The organism is Parabacteroides sp. CH2-D42-20 (assembly GCF_003670185.1).
Classification (GTDB): Bacteria; Bacteroidota; Bacteroidia; order Bacteroidales; family Tannerellaceae; genus Parabacteroides; species Parabacteroides distasonis.
Genome location: NZ_RAYG01000001.1, coordinates 330174 through 345480, shown reverse-complemented (window position 1 = coordinate 345480; position 15307 = coordinate 330174). Strand labels below are relative to the sequence as shown.

General features: G+C 44.6%; 10 protein-coding genes. All 10 read left to right on the top strand.

Annotation, left to right across the window (positions count from 1 at the left end):
• The first annotated feature begins 11 nt into the window (after positions 1 to 11).
• On the top strand, positions 12 to 2000 hold the full coding sequence (locus tag D7V92_RS01305; RefSeq protein WP_121772110.1) for a DUF4954 family protein: 1989 nt from the start codon (positions 12 to 14) through the stop codon (positions 1998 to 2000).
• A gap of 5 nt (positions 2001 to 2005) precedes the next feature.
• Positions 2006 to 2887, top strand: a complete 882-nt coding sequence (locus D7V92_RS01300) for an AraC family transcriptional regulator (protein WP_121772109.1) — start codon at positions 2006 to 2008, stop codon at positions 2885 to 2887.
• A gap of 97 nt (positions 2888 to 2984) precedes the next feature.
• Positions 2985 to 3542, top strand: coding sequence for a glucose-6-phosphate isomerase (locus D7V92_RS01295; protein WP_036615948.1), 558 nt, complete (start codon positions 2985 to 2987; stop codon positions 3540 to 3542).
• A 3-nt stretch (positions 3543 to 3545) separates the two neighbouring features.
• Positions 3546 to 4505 carry an ROK family protein gene (locus tag D7V92_RS01290; protein WP_009016585.1) on the top strand — a complete coding sequence of 320 codons (960 nt, stop codon included), beginning with the start codon at positions 3546 to 3548 and terminating at the stop codon, positions 4503 to 4505.
• Positions 4486 to 5274: a glucose-6-phosphate isomerase family protein gene (locus D7V92_RS01285; protein ID WP_121772108.1), complete on the top strand. Its 789-nt coding sequence runs from the start codon at positions 4486 to 4488 to the stop codon at positions 5272 to 5274. Before D7V92_RS01290 ends, D7V92_RS01285 begins: the two co-directional genes overlap by 20 nt.
• A gap of 32 nt (positions 5275 to 5306) precedes the next feature.
• Positions 5307 to 6743: a sugar porter family MFS transporter gene (locus D7V92_RS01280; RefSeq protein ID WP_121772107.1), complete on the top strand. Its 1437-nt coding sequence runs from the start codon at positions 5307 to 5309 to the stop codon at positions 6741 to 6743.
• A 1-nt stretch (position 6744) separates the two neighbouring features.
• Positions 6745 to 8004, top strand: a complete 1260-nt coding sequence (locus D7V92_RS01275) for a cellulase-like family protein (RefSeq protein WP_121772106.1) — start codon at positions 6745 to 6747, stop codon at positions 8002 to 8004.
• Between the two features lie 134 nt (positions 8005 to 8138).
• A complete protein-coding gene (locus D7V92_RS01270; protein ID WP_121772105.1) occupies positions 8139 to 10379 on the top strand; it encodes a glycoside hydrolase family 2 protein in 2241 nt (746 codons plus the stop codon).
• A gap of 152 nt (positions 10380 to 10531) precedes the next feature.
• Positions 10532 to 13729, top strand: a complete 3198-nt coding sequence (locus D7V92_RS01265) for a TonB-dependent receptor (RefSeq protein WP_121772104.1) — start codon at positions 10532 to 10534, stop codon at positions 13727 to 13729.
• A gap of 17 nt (positions 13730 to 13746) precedes the next feature.
• Positions 13747 to 15252 (top strand): RagB/SusD family nutrient uptake outer membrane protein, encoded by a 1506-nt coding sequence (locus D7V92_RS01260; RefSeq protein WP_048927046.1) that lies wholly within the window; start codon positions 13747 to 13749, stop codon positions 15250 to 15252.
• Positions 15253 to 15307 lie beyond the last annotated feature (55 nt).

The window sequence follows — 15307 nt, the reverse complement described above, 5'->3', positions numbered from 1 at the left end:
AATTAGTACCAATGAATCATTTGAGAAATTTGCGGCCGGATGAGATCGCCACCTTGCGATCTCAGGCTTGCCGGGCCGATGATTGGAATCAAGTTTGGGTTCCAGAAGTGTTTGATATTGAATATGTGAACCACGTACGTTTTTCAGGAGTGGTTAAGTTAGGGGCCTTTCGTAAGGTGTTTACCCTGCCGGGAGGATTGGTAAAGCATAGCGGGCTTCGTCATGTTACCCTGCATAATTGTACGTTGGGGGATAACGTGTTGATTGAGAACGTACAGAATTATATCGCTAATTACCGGATCGGTGATGACTGCTTTATCCAGAATATAAATGTTATGTTGGTGGAAGGCAAGGCTACGTTCGGGAATAATGTCGAGGTGTCGGTCTTGAATGAGACCGGCGGGCGTGAGGTTCCGATTTACGATGGCCTGTCGGCTTCATTGGCTTATATTATAGCATTGTACCGTCATCGTCCGGCCTTGATCGAACGCTTGCGGGATATGATTACCGCTTATACGGAGGGTATTGCCTCTACGGAGGGAACGGTTGGCGATAAGGTCAAGATTGTCAATACCGGTACGATCCGTAACGTGAAGATTGGTGATTACGCGACCATAGAGAATAGCGCACGTCTGGAAAATGGTTCCGTAAATAGTAAGAGAGAGGCCCCGGTATTTATCGGGGATAGTGTGATTGCGCAAGATTTCATTGTCTCTTCGGGAGCCAAGATCGCGGATGCCGCTAAGATTATCCGTTGCTTTATCGGACAGGCTTGCCAAGTGACGCATAACTTCTCGGCCCATGATTCCTTGTTGTTCAGCAACTGCGCTTTCGAGAATGGGGAGGCTTGCGCTATATTCGCCGGTCCGTTTACGGTGTCTATGCATAAGAGTAGTTTGTTGATAGCGGGAATGTATTCGTTCTTGAACGCGGGAAGTGGCTCCAACCAGAGTAATCATATGTATAAGCTGGGACCGATCCATCAAGGGATCGTGGAACGTGGTTCCAAGACTACCAGCGACTCGTATATCCTTTGGCCGGCCCGTATCGGCGCTTTCTCTTTGGTAATGGGCCGCCATCATCACCATAGCGATACTTCCGATATCCCATTCTCCTATTTAATAGAGAAGGATGATGAGACTTACTTAGTCCCGGGAATTAATCTTCGCAGCGTGGGTACGATCCGTGATGCCCAGAAATGGCCGAAACGTGATAAACGTACGGACCCGGATCGCTTGGATATGATTAACTATAATCTATTGAGTCCCTATACGATCCAGAAGATGCTGAAAGCGGTGGATATCTTGAAAAACCTGCAGGCATTGGTTGGAGAGACTTCCGAGATTTATTATTATCAGAATACTCGTATAAAAGGTTCCTCCCTCCGGAATGCGTTGAACTTTTATGGGATGGCAATTAATAAGTTCTTTGGTAACTCGTTAATCAAGCGTTTGGAAGGTACGACCTATTGTTCTATGGAAGAGGTCTGGGAGCAATTGCGTCCTACGGAATCCAAAGGCTCCGGAGAATGGTTGGACTTGGCGGGCTTGATCCTCCCGAGGGAACCGCTAGAAGCCTTGTTGCAAGATATCGAACAGGGGGAAATCGCTTCCTTAGAGGATGTGGAATGCTTTTTCCGTTTGGTTCACGGACGTTATTATTCCTTGGAATGGACATGGGCGTACGAGATGATCGAACGTTATTATGGGGTGGATCTCCGTTCGATTTCCGCCGCAGAGATTATTGAGCTGGTTCGTCGTTGGCAAGAATGTGTGATCCGCTTGGATGAGATGCTTTATGAGGATGCCCGTAAGGAATTCTCCTTGACTTCTATGATCGGTTTCGGTGTGGATGGTTCCAACAAGGAAAAGCAACAGGATTTCGAGGGTGTTCGAGGAGATTTCGTGAATAATCCGTTTGTTACCGCCGTGCAGGAACATATCGTGAATAAACGGGCGCTTGGGGATGAACTGATCGAGAGGTTGAAACCTTTAGTATAAAGCTTATGAAACCATTATTTCAAGAACTGCCATTCCCGATAGATAGTCACATTCATTTCTATGTGGAGGATCTACCGCATTTTATAGTGCCTTGGCACTACCATCCGGCTATTGAGATAATGTATATCACAAGTGGTACGGGTACTCGCTTTGTCGGGGATCATGTGGAAGGATATTTCGAGGGCGATGTTTGTATGATCGGCCCTCAACTGCCACATGAGTGGAGAAACGACCCTGTTTATTTCGATAAGAGTTCCGGCTTGCGGGCTACTTGTATTTGCTTGTTCTTCAAGCGTCAGATTTTTGAACCTAATTTAATCCGTCTTCCGGAGATGAGTAATATCCGGGAATTGATAGAGCGTTCCCGTAGAGGGATTAAGCTTGTGGGTAAGTCCCGGAAGAAGATTGCCGAGCTGATCAGCCAATCCGCCAATGAGACGGGAGCGAGTAGGGTGATCAAATTGATTGCTTTACTGGAATTAATGGCGACTTCCGAAGAATATGAGATATTAGCCAGTACGGGGTTTACGGAAACGGTCAACTCGGACGATTTCGAGCGCTTCAATAAGGTCTATAAATATCTGGTGAAGAACTTCACGTCTCCAGTGAAACTGGAGGAAGTCGCCGCTTTGGTAGGCTTGACTCCGACCGCTTTTTGTCGTTATTTCAAGAAACGGACCAAGAAGACTTTCGTGGAGTACTTGAATGACATGCGCATAGGACACGCGAAAAAACTATTGATAGAGGGAAATCTGAAGATATCCACGATTAGCTCCGAGGCCGGATTCAATAATCTATCCAACTTCATCGGCCAATTTAAGAAAACCACGAATATGCTTCCATCCGAGTACCAGAAAAAATATAAGGAGCGCCTGGATGGAGAATAAGGGCAGGATTTCATAGTTGTTTGGAAAAATACTAAAATAAAGCCCAAGGTATTCGATCTATTTTTGCGATATAAGTTGTATCGTAAAATAGAATATCATGGAACATAAAAAGATTGTAATCCCATCCTTGTCATTTTTTCAAGATGAGCTAAAGGGGGAAGGTGTGGTAAAGAGCCGGAGAACTTTAGGCGAGCTTGCCGGAATTTTTGAGAATCAAGATGCTTATTCCCAATTACCATTAGATCAATTAGCATACGAGGTATATAGTTATTTACCGGAGCGGGAAGGCACTCCGGGAGGGCTTTATTTTGGTATTACTCAATTATATCCGGGAAAGGTGGGAGATGAGTATTTCATGACGAAAGGCCATTTTCATCAACAAGAGGATCGTTCTGAGTATTATTGGGGATTGGAAGGCGAAGGTATGTTGATCTTGATGGACCGGGAACGGAATACGTGGGCGGAAAGGATGATGCCGGGTAGCCTGCATTATATACCGGGCGGTGTAGCGCACCGGGTAGCTAATACTGGAAATAGCGTCTTGTCATTTGCCGCGTGCTGGCCTTCGGATGCCGGGCATAATTATGAAGAGATAGCGAATAAGGGCTTCTCGGCCCGATTGGTAGAAGTGAACGGTACCCCTAAATTGCGATAGCTTATGTATACGATAGCGATAGATTTAGGGGGGACGGTCGTAAAGATCGGACTATTGTCTGATGGTGAGATCGTAGACTGTGTGAGATTACCTTCCCGTCTGGCTCTGGGATTAGCTCCGAACTTACCTAAGATAAAGGAGGCGATCGATCGGTTGTTGGCCGCTTGGCGTATTGATGTGGCTGCGCTTCGTTGTATCGGCCTGGCTTTTCCCGGGCTGGTAGATCCAATTCATAACCGGGTAATCTCTACGAATGAGAAGTATGATGATGCCTGTTCGATCAGTCTGGATAAATGGGCATGGGAGAATTGGGAAGTTCCTTTCTGCATGGATAATGACGCTCGTTTGGCCGTAGCCGGAGAATGGTGGCAGGGTGCGGCCCGGGGAAAGAACAATGTAGTCATGATGACAATCGGAACCGGTATCGGTACGGGAGTCGTGATTGATGGACGGCTTCTGTATGGACAGCATTTTCAAGCGGGTTCTTTGGGAGGACATTTTGTGTTGGATTATAAGGGCCGTCGATGTTCATGCGGGAATAAAGGCTGTGTAGAAGCTCTGTCTTCCTCTTTCTTCTTACCGACCATTGTCAGGGAGCATGCCCTTTTATCGGAATCGTTTAAACGAGATGCGGATGTCTATGATTTCAAGCGCATTTTTAGGTTAGCGCAGGAGGGGGATGAAGATGCTTTATTAATTAGGAATGAATGTATGGATATCTGGGCGTCGGCGATAATAACCTATATACATGCTTATGATCCGGAAGTCGTGATTCTAGGTGGGGGGATTTTAAAAAGCCAAGAGGTGATTATCCCTTATATCAGCAAACGAGTGGATGAGTTGGCTTGGTGTCCTTCCGGGAAAGTCCCGATTGTGCCGGCAATCTTGGGCGATGACGCCGCTTTATTCGGCTTGGAGTATTTCATGGTAAAACAACAGCAAAATGAACGGATTTGTATTTGATAAAGGAATTGATATAACACCGGTTCAATCGCCTATGGGGGTTACCTATGGGGCGGGTGTATTTGGTCCGGAGGTCGAGATTCGCCGGCTGGAAGATATACGGGCTAGTTTGCGTGATCCTCAATGCAAGGGACCGGAGCAGGTTTACTCGATCGCTATGGATGTCGGCAAGGAAGAACATCGTGCGTTGCTGAATAAGTTACATTTGTTATTCGGGGTAGTGACATATAGCGCTGGTAAATTGGGGCAGGAGCCAGTCAGAAGTCAAGGGCATATTCATAAGATATCTCCTTATAGCGGTTGGTCTACGCCGGAAATCTATGAGGTTTGGTCGGGAGAGGCGATTATTTATATGCAGGAGTATGCGGAGGATCAACCCGGTCGATGTTATGCGGTACATGCCTTTCCGGGGGATGTAGTGATCGTTCCTCCCTATTGGGTACATGCGACGATTAGCGCAAATCCGAGATTACCTTTGACTTTCGGGGCGTGGTGCGATAGAGATTATGGTTTTGTGTATGAGGGGGTTCGTAAACACAGGGGAATCGCTTGGTTTCCTGTATTTAATGGAAGCGATGAATTAGAATGGATCGCGAATCCGATGTACGATTCCTCTCATTTGATTTGTAAATCTCCTTCGGATTATATTTCTTTAGATATTCGGAAAGGAGTATCTATTTACAGACAATTCGAGGAAAATCCGGAGATTTTCTTATATGTGCCTAATCCGGCGTTGAAGGCGGAGGTATGGCGTGATTTCGAGCCTTGAGTTTATAGATGGATTAAATACACAAGAAAAACATGAAAAACACGAGCTATAGATATTGGATGATTTATGTAATAGCGATTGTCGCCGCTATGGGAGGACTATTGTTTGGCTTTGATACCGGCGTGATTTCCGGGGCGATTCCTTTTTTCCAGAAAGATTTTGGTATAGACGATAGTATGGTGGAGGTAGTTACTTCCTCCGGTTTGCTGGGAGCTATTCTGGGAGCGCTGTGTTGTGGTAAATTGACGGATCGCATAGGACGTAGGAAAGTCATTTTGACTTCGGCTGTTATTTTCGCTTTCGGTGCGTTAGGATCGGGTTGGGCTCCGGACATTTACCACTTGATTGCCGCCCGTTTATTCTTGGGAGTGGCTATCGGGATCTCTTCTTTTGCCGTACCTCTTTATATTGCGGAAGTTTCCCCGGCGAAGTCACGGGGGATGTTTGTCGCCATGTTCCAATTGATGATTACGATCGGGCTTCTGGTATCTTATCTTTCGGATTTGTATTTTGCGGATGAGACGTCTGTTTCATGTTGGAGGCCGATGTTTTATGTGGGGGTGATTCCCGCTATTATTTTGTTCGTGGGTATGTTGCTGGTTCCACCATCTCCAAGGTGGTTGATGTCCGTTGGCAGGGAGGAGGAGAGTTTATCGGTCTTAAAGATGATCGAGCATCCGGATCAAGTAAATGTCTCATTTGAGCAGATGCGGAATGAGATGCGGAAAAATGATGAGCAACAAGGGCGTTTTAAGGATTTGGCTCAGCCTTGGTTGAGGAATGCGTTGGTTATCGCTATTGGTATCATGTTCTTCCAACAGTTCGTAGGTATCAATACGGTGATCTATTATAGTCCTAAAATATTCTTGATGGCCGGTTTCGATGGTGCGGTCTCTGCGATTGGGGCTTCTGTAGGGGTGGGAGTTGTCAATTTATTGTTCACGTTACTGTCTGTCTATTTCGTAGATCGGCTGGGAAGGCGTAAACTTTATTTTCTGGGGTTGAGCGGTATCGTGATTTCCTTGTTGCTACTCGCTACCTCTTTTATATTCGCCGCTCAATTAGGGGATTCTGGGAAATGGCTTTCCATCGTCCTTATTTTCTTATATGTGGGATTTTTCGCTATCAGCATCGGGCCGTTAGGTTGGTTGATTGTGTCGGAAGTGTTTCCACAAAAGCTAAGAGGGCTGGGGGCTTCTCTCGGTTCATTGTCCGTATGGTTTTTCAATGCGATCGTATCGTTTACCTTTTTCAAGATACTGAAGGTATTCTCAATACCGGGAACCGATTTAACGATCAATGGCGAAAGCCAAGGGAATCCGGCAGGAGCGTTCTTATTTTATGCGTTTATTGGAATTGTGGCGATTATTTGGGGATATTTCTATGTACCGGAAACGAAAGGAGTTTCATTGGAGAAGATCGAGGCTTTTTGGAGAAAAGGAGGACACCCGAAAGATAAAATAATATAATATGGATAGAAGAGTATTTATTAGACAAACAGCAGTTGCGGCATTAGGCGGCTTAGTGGCTTTTGATTTATCAAATGCATTAGCTAAAAGTGAAATGGCTTTTGCCGGGAAAGGAGAAATCTCGCCCCGGGCAATCACCATGTGGGATTTTTCTTGGTTGGAGAGGCGTTGGCCCGGAGCCGGTTATGAGGACTGGGACCAAGTATTGGACGAGCTCTCGGAACGGGGGTATAATGCGATACGTATTGATGCTTATCCTCATTTAATAGCGGAGAATCCAATGAAGAAATGGTTACTTAAAGAAGTTTGGAATCAGCAAGATTGGGGAAGTCCGGATATGAATGAGGTACAAGTTCAACCGAATTTGAACTTGTTCTTGTCGAAATGTAAGGAGCGGGATATTAAGGTCGGGCTTTCTTCTTGGTATCGTCTCGATGTGGATGAGGTTTGCCTGAAATTAGATACACCGGAGAAATTGGCGGATTGCTGGCTGACAACCCTTCGTTCGATCGAGGAGGATGGGTTATTGGATACGATCCTTTATGTGGATCTTTGCAATGAGTGGCCCGGTGATTCGTGGGCTCCTTTTTTCGCTAAAACCTATCCGAATGTCGGTTGGGGGAATTGGTATAAGGAGGAATCCTTACGATGGATGAAAACCTCGTTGGAGAAGATGCGACAAGCATATCCGGATATGCCATTCTTATATTCTTTTGATCATGGGGATGTCAAGAAATATGAAGAGGTGGATTGCTCTTTTCTTGATTTGTATGAGCATCATATTTGGATGGCCCAACAGAATGGTGGAGAATTTTATAAGCTGGTGGGATATGGCTACAATCGTTTTTCACCGGATGATTATAAGAATGTGGTGAAAAACGCGGAACGGGTTTATCGGGAAAGACCTGAATATTGGCAGAAATTGTTGACTGATAAGATCGAGCTTATGGCTTCCGTGGCCCGGAAGAATCGCCGTCCTCTCGTTACGACAGAATGTTGGGGATTGGTGGATTATAAGGATTGGCCTTTATTGAAATGGGATTGGATAAAGGATCTTTGCGAGTTAGGAGCTATTACGGCTGCCCGTACGGGTATGTGGGTCGGTGTAGCGACCAGTAATTTTTGCGGACCTCAGTTTGTTGGGATGTGGCGGGATGTGGAATGGCATAAACGATTGACTTCTATTATCCGTTCTTCTTCGATTGATGCGTCTCTCATGAAGAATAATGAGGTAGCGGCCAAATTGTTGAAACGGCTTTAATCTTGGGATGGTATGTATTACGATCATTCTTATATTTTGATAAGATTCTAAAAGCAGGAGGTAAATTTCTATAAAGTTTATGTCTTTAATAATTGTAACTTGCCTTCGTGAAAGAGTTAAATAAATCGGATGTCATGAAAAGAATAATTTTAATTATGTGTTGTTTCCTATCTGTATTCGCTTGGGCCGATGATGGGAGGACAACGATCTCATTAAATGGGGAATGGGATTTCGATCAAACGGAACTGGCTTTTCCTCCACGGAAATATACCCGTAAGATACCGGTTCCGGGATTGGTGCATTTAGCGAGGCCTAAAATCTCTCAATACGAGAAATTCTTTAAGAAACCTGACGGCGTGGAGCTGGTGGAACAGTTTAATTTCTTAGAGAGAGATTATACGCCGATGTATAATTGGTATAAGCGGAAAGTATTTATCGATGAGAAATTTAAGGATGAGCAATTATTCCTTACGATAAAGAAAAGCCAATATGTTACACGAGTCTTCGTGAATGGGCATGAAGTGGGGGCTTCTATGGAATGCTATACTCCAATGGATTTTAATATTACGAGTGCCGTAAAATATGGCTCGGACAATGAGATATTGATTCAGGTGGGCGACCGGGCGTGGTTGCCTAGCGAGGCCGCCGGCGGAACGGATAAGGAGAAAGTCCATTACCTACCCGGAATCTGGGATGACGTGTTCATTACGGCTACTGGTAAGATGCGGGTCGATAAAGTTTTATTCCTGCCTTCTCTGGCTAAAGGATTGGTGACAGTTAAGACCTTGGTGAGAAGTTTGTATCCACCCCAAATGTTGTATGGGGATAAAATGAAGGATTCTTGTAAGATTGAGTACTGTGTCAAGGAGAAGACTACAGGGAGGATAGTAGGAAAGAAAATGATTGAAGGTGAGGCTAAGCGGGATAATAGGACTTATTTCGAAACGAGTATCTCTTTGGATAATCCGAAGGCTTGGACTCCTGATTCCCCTTTCTTGTACGAAGGTGAGGTCTCGGTGTATGACCAAGATGAGCTTGTAGATCGTTATTCCGTGAACTTCGGTATGCGTGATTTTTCGAGAAAAGGTAAATTCTTTACGCTTAATGGGGATAAATTCTACTTACGAGGTTCCAATATTACGCTTCAACGTTTCTTTGAGGACCCGGATTGTCAAGCGTTGGCTTGGGATCGGGAATGGGTGAAGAAACTGATGGTAGACCTGCCAAAGTCAATCGATTGGAACGCTATGCGAATATGTGTAGGAATTGTACCTGACTTCTGGTATGACCTTTGCGACGAGTATGGTATCGTATTACAGAATGAGTGGCTATATTGGCAAAATCATGGATGGGATGAACAGGTACGTAAGGAGTATACGAATTGGGTATGGAGCGATGGCAATCATCCCAGTATCGTGATCTGGGATGCGATCAATGAGAATTGGGACAGTTATATAGGAAATACGCTGATTCCCGAACTAAAGGAATTAGACCCGACCCGGATCTGGGATGCCGGTTACATGACATCAGATCAGATGGGGACGAACGATGAGATGGATGAACCACACCCTTATCGTGCGCTTACGTTGATGCATTCCAGCGAACTGAACGACTACTTCAAAAACAATCCCTATAACTTAGGTGCATTGCATGAGAATTGGGTAGGTTTCTCTTCTATACTAGATGCGGGCGTTCCTCAGTTGGTGAATGAGTACGGATGGATTTGGTTATGGCGTGATGGACGGCCCTCGAAATTGACACTTAACAATTACAATTACTATCTTGGCGAGAATGCCACTCCGGAACAATGTCGTGAATTGCAGGCATATTGGTTGGAACTTGAGACGGAATGGCTGCGTTCGGAACGTTCGGTAGGCGGAATCTTGGCTTTTTGTCATTTGACCAATAATTATGGTTTCACGGGAGATTGGTTCATCAATGATATCAAGGATTTGGAACCTTCACCGGCTTTCCGCTGGTTCAAGCATTGTTTCGCCCCCTCGGCAGTCTTTATCGATTTAGCGGATCGTCGTTATACCAAACATCTCGAGCCCTTGAAACCGGGTAGTGATTTAGTATTCAACTTGGTAGGGGTGAACGACTTGAATAAGGAGTCGTCTGGAAAAGTTCTCTTGAAACTACTAGACGAGAAAGGAACTATTATTTCGACACAAGAAGAGTCTATTGTGATTGAACCTTTTGGCAAGCGGCTTCAACCTTGCCTTCTGAAATTGCCCTCAAAATCAGGAGGCTATCTTCTGATAGCCGAGTATCATGAGAAGGGGAGGGCGAAACCAGTACTTAGTCGCCGTTATCTAAAAGTAGGCGATGCGGTAACCTCTTTCAAGGATTACTTTGAGTATACATTAAATTAGTTAGGTTAGCTTTTATATCCAATTTCCTACGGCGGCACTCCTCGTGAGTGCTGTCGAGGGGAATGCTACCCCTTTTTTGAAAATACTCAGAGTCCGACTAACCAAAAAGTAATGTTAGGAATATTGTTTAAACCTTTAAATTCGAATAGTTTATGAAAAAGAAAAGTAAGGATCAGCGATGGCGTTGGATATGTGTCGGGTCATTATTGCTCGCTTCCTTAAATGGCAATCTGGAGGCAAGCGGCCTTTCCCATCCTAATGTAAATCCGGTGGAAGTTTCTCAAGCGACAAGAAAATTGCGAGGAACGATCTTGGATACAAATGGAACTCCGGTTATCGGTGCGAGTATTTCCGTAAAAGGAACTACTACCGGTACGATCTCTGACATGAATGGCGTATTTACGCTAGATGTGAAAAATGGCGATGTATTAGAAATCTCGTTTATAGGCTATCTCTCCCATACGGTTAAGGTCGGTACGCAGACTGATTTACAGATTGTCTTGAAAGAGGACACGCAAGCCTTGGATGAGGTGGTAGTGGTTGGTTATGGCGTTCAGAAGAAGAGCGTGATGACAGCGGCCATCAGTCGTGTCACCTCCGATGATTTGGAGAAGCTGACGCCGACCCGGGTAGAGGATGTGTTACGAGGAAAAGTCTCGGGAGTAAGCATTATGCAGAATTCCGGACAACCGGGAGCCGAGTCGAGAGTCCGTATCCGTGGTACAGGAACTATCAATGATAGTAACCCTTTGTATATTGTGGACGGAATGCCACTTGAAGGAGGTGTCGATTATCTGAATCCGCAGGATATACAATCTATCGAGGTCTTAAAAGATGCCGCTTCAGCCGCTATCTACGGTTCACGTGCGGCTAATGGTGTTATTCTGGTTACGACAAAGAGCGGGAAAAAAGGAAAAGCGGTTGTCAATTATGATTTCTCTATCGGTTGGCAAAATCCTTGGCGAAAAATGTCGGTCTTGAATGCCACCGAATATGAGACAATAATGAATGAGGCTTACGTGAATGCCGGGATGGACCCTATTTACGATGATCCTTCGAAAGCAGGTGTAGGGACGAACTGGCAGAATGAGATTTATAACGAGAATGCCCCGATCATGAATCATCAAGCGAGCATCAGTGGGGGTGGTGATAAGGGAAGCTATTTCCTCTCTTTTGGTTATTTAGATCAAGAAGGAATTGTTGGAGGAAAAGATAAGTCGGATTATAAACGATATAGCTTACGTTTCAACAATACCTATAATGTGTTTGAGAATAAGGCGAATAAATTTTTCCGTAGTTTCAAGGTCGGTACGAACCTAGGATATACACGGATCATATCCAAAGGTATTTCGGAGAATGACAACTTCTCCGGCCCGTTAGCAAGTGCGGTGATGACTCCACCGAACGAATCGGTCTATCTGGAGAATCCTTCGGCGGAAGATCTCGCTTATTACGAGAAAAATTATCCCGGCTATGTCAAGGATGATGAAGGCCGCATCTATAACGTGATCGAGAATCAAGAGATCGTGAATCCGGTCGCTATGATGCAGACCTTAAACAATAACAAGGACTGGGATAAATTTGTAGGTTCTGTTTGGGGTGAATTGGAAGTATTCGAGAATCTTACGTTTAAGACCTCTCTCTCCACGGATATGGCTTTTTGGGGCGAAAGGAATTGGTTCCCAGTTAGCTATTTGTGTTATATGGTCAAGACTGAGAAATCGAGGGTGGAGCAAACGATGAATCGTGGCATGAAGCTTCTTTGGGAGAATACGTTGAGTTATAAACGTTCGATCGATAAACATAATTTCGCCGTTTTACTGGGAACCTCTATGGAACGGTATGATAGTAAAAAGGTAAAGGGAACAGCCTTGAATTTACGAGCGGAAGATGATCATAAAGCATGGATCGATTTTACCAATAGTGCCTCTCCCGGCGATCAGCATTCGGAAGGTGGTGCGACAGAGCATCGGATGGCGTCCGTTTTCGGACGATTAAACTATAATTATGACGAAAGGTATATGCTTGAGTTAACCCTTCGTCGGGACGGTTCCTCTAACTTCGGCCGGAATAATCAATATGCTTATTTCCCTTCCGTCTCCGCAGGCTGGACGTTGACTAACGAGCCTTTCATGGAAAATAAACCGGGATGGTTCGATTTCTTAAAAGTACGCGGAAGCTGGGGCCAAAACGGAAATGAGAAAATCGGGTCGTTTGGATATACTACGACGATGACCGGAGGAAATAACTATAGTTTCGGGGCAGGCTCGAACGGTGTCATCCATAGCGGAACAAAACCTACTTCTTTGGCCAATCCTGATTTGCGCTGGGAAACCTCGGAGCAATTGGACTTTGGATTTGATTCCCGCTTCTTTAATAACTCCCTTTCTTTTAGTTTTGATTGGTTCAAGAAAGATACAAAAGACATGTTGATGGAGCGTCCGATACCCCTATATGTGGGAAGTGGCTCGCCTTTGTCGAATGTCGGGACATTGACCAACCAAGGTATCGAGCTTGAAGTCGGTTATAAATTAAGTGTAGATAAAGTGAATCTATCTTTCTTGGCGAATGCTTCTTATGTGAAGAATGAGATCAAGAATCTAGGAAATCAAACAGGATATATCGATAAGGAGAGTTTACCGACTTTAGGTACGGTATCAAGGAACCAAAATGGTTATCCGATCGGTTATTTCTTCGGATATAAGGCGATTGGGGTTTTCCAGACACAAGAGGAGATCGATAACTATATCAGTCCTGCTACCGGTAAGCCTATACAACCGAATGCGGTACCCGGTGATACGAAATTTGAGGATTTGAATGGAGACGGCGTGATCAGCGATGATAACGAGGACCGTACGATGATAGGCAAACCTAATCCGGATTGGATGGTTGGACTTACTGTTGCGGCTGATTGGAATGGCTTTGATTTAAGTGCCTTTTTCCAAGGTTCTTTCGGAGCGGATGTTTTCGATGCGTTACGCCGTTATGAGTTGGCGGCGGTCAATTATACGTCGGATGCTTTGGAAAGATGGACAGGACCGGGCACCTCCAATTCGATGCCAAGGATTGTCTTGGGTGATACGCCTAAGAACTTCCGTCCGTCTACTTTGTTGGTTCACGATGCTTCTTTCTTGCGCTTACGTAATTTACAGGTAGGTTATACGCTGCCGGCCCAGTTGACCCGAAAAGCTTATATACAACGCTTGAGGTTTTATGCGTCGTTCGATAATTTGTTGACTATTACGGGATACAAGGGAATGGATCCGGAAATCGGTTCGACAATGGGTATAGATAAGGGTGTATATCCTCAAGCCCGGGTTTATACATTTGGATTGAATTTGACATTTTAATCATTAAAATTAGTGTTATGAATAAATATATTTATCTGCTAGCCGTTGTATTCGGACTAAGTGGCTGCAATGATTTTTTAGAGTTGTCTCCGACGAATAAGGTTATCGAAACGGATTATTACAAGACACAGGAGGATTTGACCGAGGCATTGGTCGCTGCCTATGACCCGTTGAAATGGAACGCTTATAATGCGTATAGCTCTTATGAACTGGTAAGTAATATCATGTCGGATGATGCGGAGACCGGTGGATCGACGGTATCGGATCAACCGCAGTTGCAGCGAGTGAATGATTTTACCAATTGGGTGACACCGACAAACTTACCCGAGGGTTTATGGGGGCGTTCGTATGAGGGTGTGAACCGTGCGAATATCGTGATAGAGAAATGCCCTCTTCTTCCGGAGGGGACGATGTCGGAGGAGCTTCGTGATCGTTATGTGGCTGAGGCTCATTTCTTGCGTGTATTTTATTATTTCCAGTTGTGGCGTTTCTTTGGATACATACCGTATTACGAGACGAATTTGGGATTGGATGATATAACAACTGTCCCTCAGTTACAGCCGGATGAGGTCTATGCGAAATTAATCGAGGATTTAGATAATAATGTTATTGGGAAGTTACCTAAGATAGTCCCGGCTAATGAGAAAGGACGAGCTACGAATGGTGCCGCTATCGCGATGAAAGCACGTATCGTTTTATATCAGAATGATGATACTAAAATGAAGGAGATCGCCAGCCAATTGAAAGAACTAATTACCGATCCTGCCTATCAATATGATTTGATCCCGGATTATAAAGTTCTTTTTGATGATGAGTATGAATGGTGCAAAGAATCTGTTTTTGAAGTCAATTATACGGAAATCGGGAACTCGAATGATTGGGCAGGCAAGGCTAATCAAGGTAACTCCGATATAATAATGCTAGGAGCCAGAGGTTTGAAAGATCCTAATAATGTATATGTGGAAGGTTGGGGTTTTGCGCCTGTAACAAAAGCATTGAATGATGCGTTTTTACCAAATGATCCTAGAAAGTGGACAACAATCATAGATCATGAGGAGTTTAGAGCGGAAGGCGGGACGGTTAGCTCGGATGTGAATCAATATACAGGATATAGCGTACGCAAATATCATCCTCGTGCGGGGTATTCTTCTACGGTTGGCACGGAAGCGCTGAATTATAAGAACAATTACCGTGTAATTCGTTTCTCCGACGTATTATTGATGGCATCGGAAGCTTTGTTGAGAAGTGGAGGTAGCGTAGGCGAGGCACAGGATTATTATGCGAGAGTCGTTAAACGTGCGATGGGGGATGATTATAAGGTTCCGGCGGTTTCATTGGATAATATCTATAAGGAACGCCGTTATGAGTTTGCGATGGAAGGTATTCGTTATTGGGATTTAGTACGTACGAACCAAGCAAAAGATTTTATCAAAGGCTGGGATGATACAAAGAAATACTTGCCGATTCCTCAGTCGGAGATTGATAAGTCGGATGGCCATTTGGTACAGAATCCTCATTTCTAAGAATTGAGCTGTATTTACATTTGTTCATTTTAGGAGAACCTGATAGCTTTTAATT

Excerpts from the sequence above, each read along its gene's own strand:
- D7V92_RS01305 (WP_121772110.1), top strand. The coding sequence starts at position 12 with ATGAATCATTTGAGAAATTTGCGGCCGGATGAGATCGCCACCTTGCGA.
- D7V92_RS01300 (WP_121772109.1), top strand. The coding sequence starts at position 2,006 with ATGAAACCATTATTTCAAGAACTGCCATTCCCGATAGATAGTCACATT.
- D7V92_RS01295 (WP_036615948.1), top strand. The coding sequence starts at position 2,985 with ATGGAACATAAAAAGATTGTAATCCCATCCTTGTCATTTTTTCAAGAT.
- D7V92_RS01290 (WP_009016585.1), top strand. The coding sequence starts at position 3,546 with ATGTATACGATAGCGATAGATTTAGGGGGGACGGTCGTAAAGATCGGA.
- D7V92_RS01285 (WP_121772108.1), top strand. The coding sequence starts at position 4,486 with ATGAACGGATTTGTATTTGATAAAGGAATTGATATAACACCGGTTCAA.
- D7V92_RS01280 (WP_121772107.1), top strand. The coding sequence starts at position 5,307 with ATGAAAAACACGAGCTATAGATATTGGATGATTTATGTAATAGCGATT.
- D7V92_RS01275 (WP_121772106.1), top strand. The coding sequence starts at position 6,745 with ATGGATAGAAGAGTATTTATTAGACAAACAGCAGTTGCGGCATTAGGC.
- D7V92_RS01270 (WP_121772105.1), top strand. The coding sequence starts at position 8,139 with ATGAAAAGAATAATTTTAATTATGTGTTGTTTCCTATCTGTATTCGCT.
- D7V92_RS01265 (WP_121772104.1), top strand. The coding sequence starts at position 10,532 with ATGAAAAAGAAAAGTAAGGATCAGCGATGGCGTTGGATATGTGTCGGG.
- D7V92_RS01260 (WP_048927046.1), top strand. The coding sequence starts at position 13,747 with ATGAATAAATATATTTATCTGCTAGCCGTTGTATTCGGACTAAGTGGC.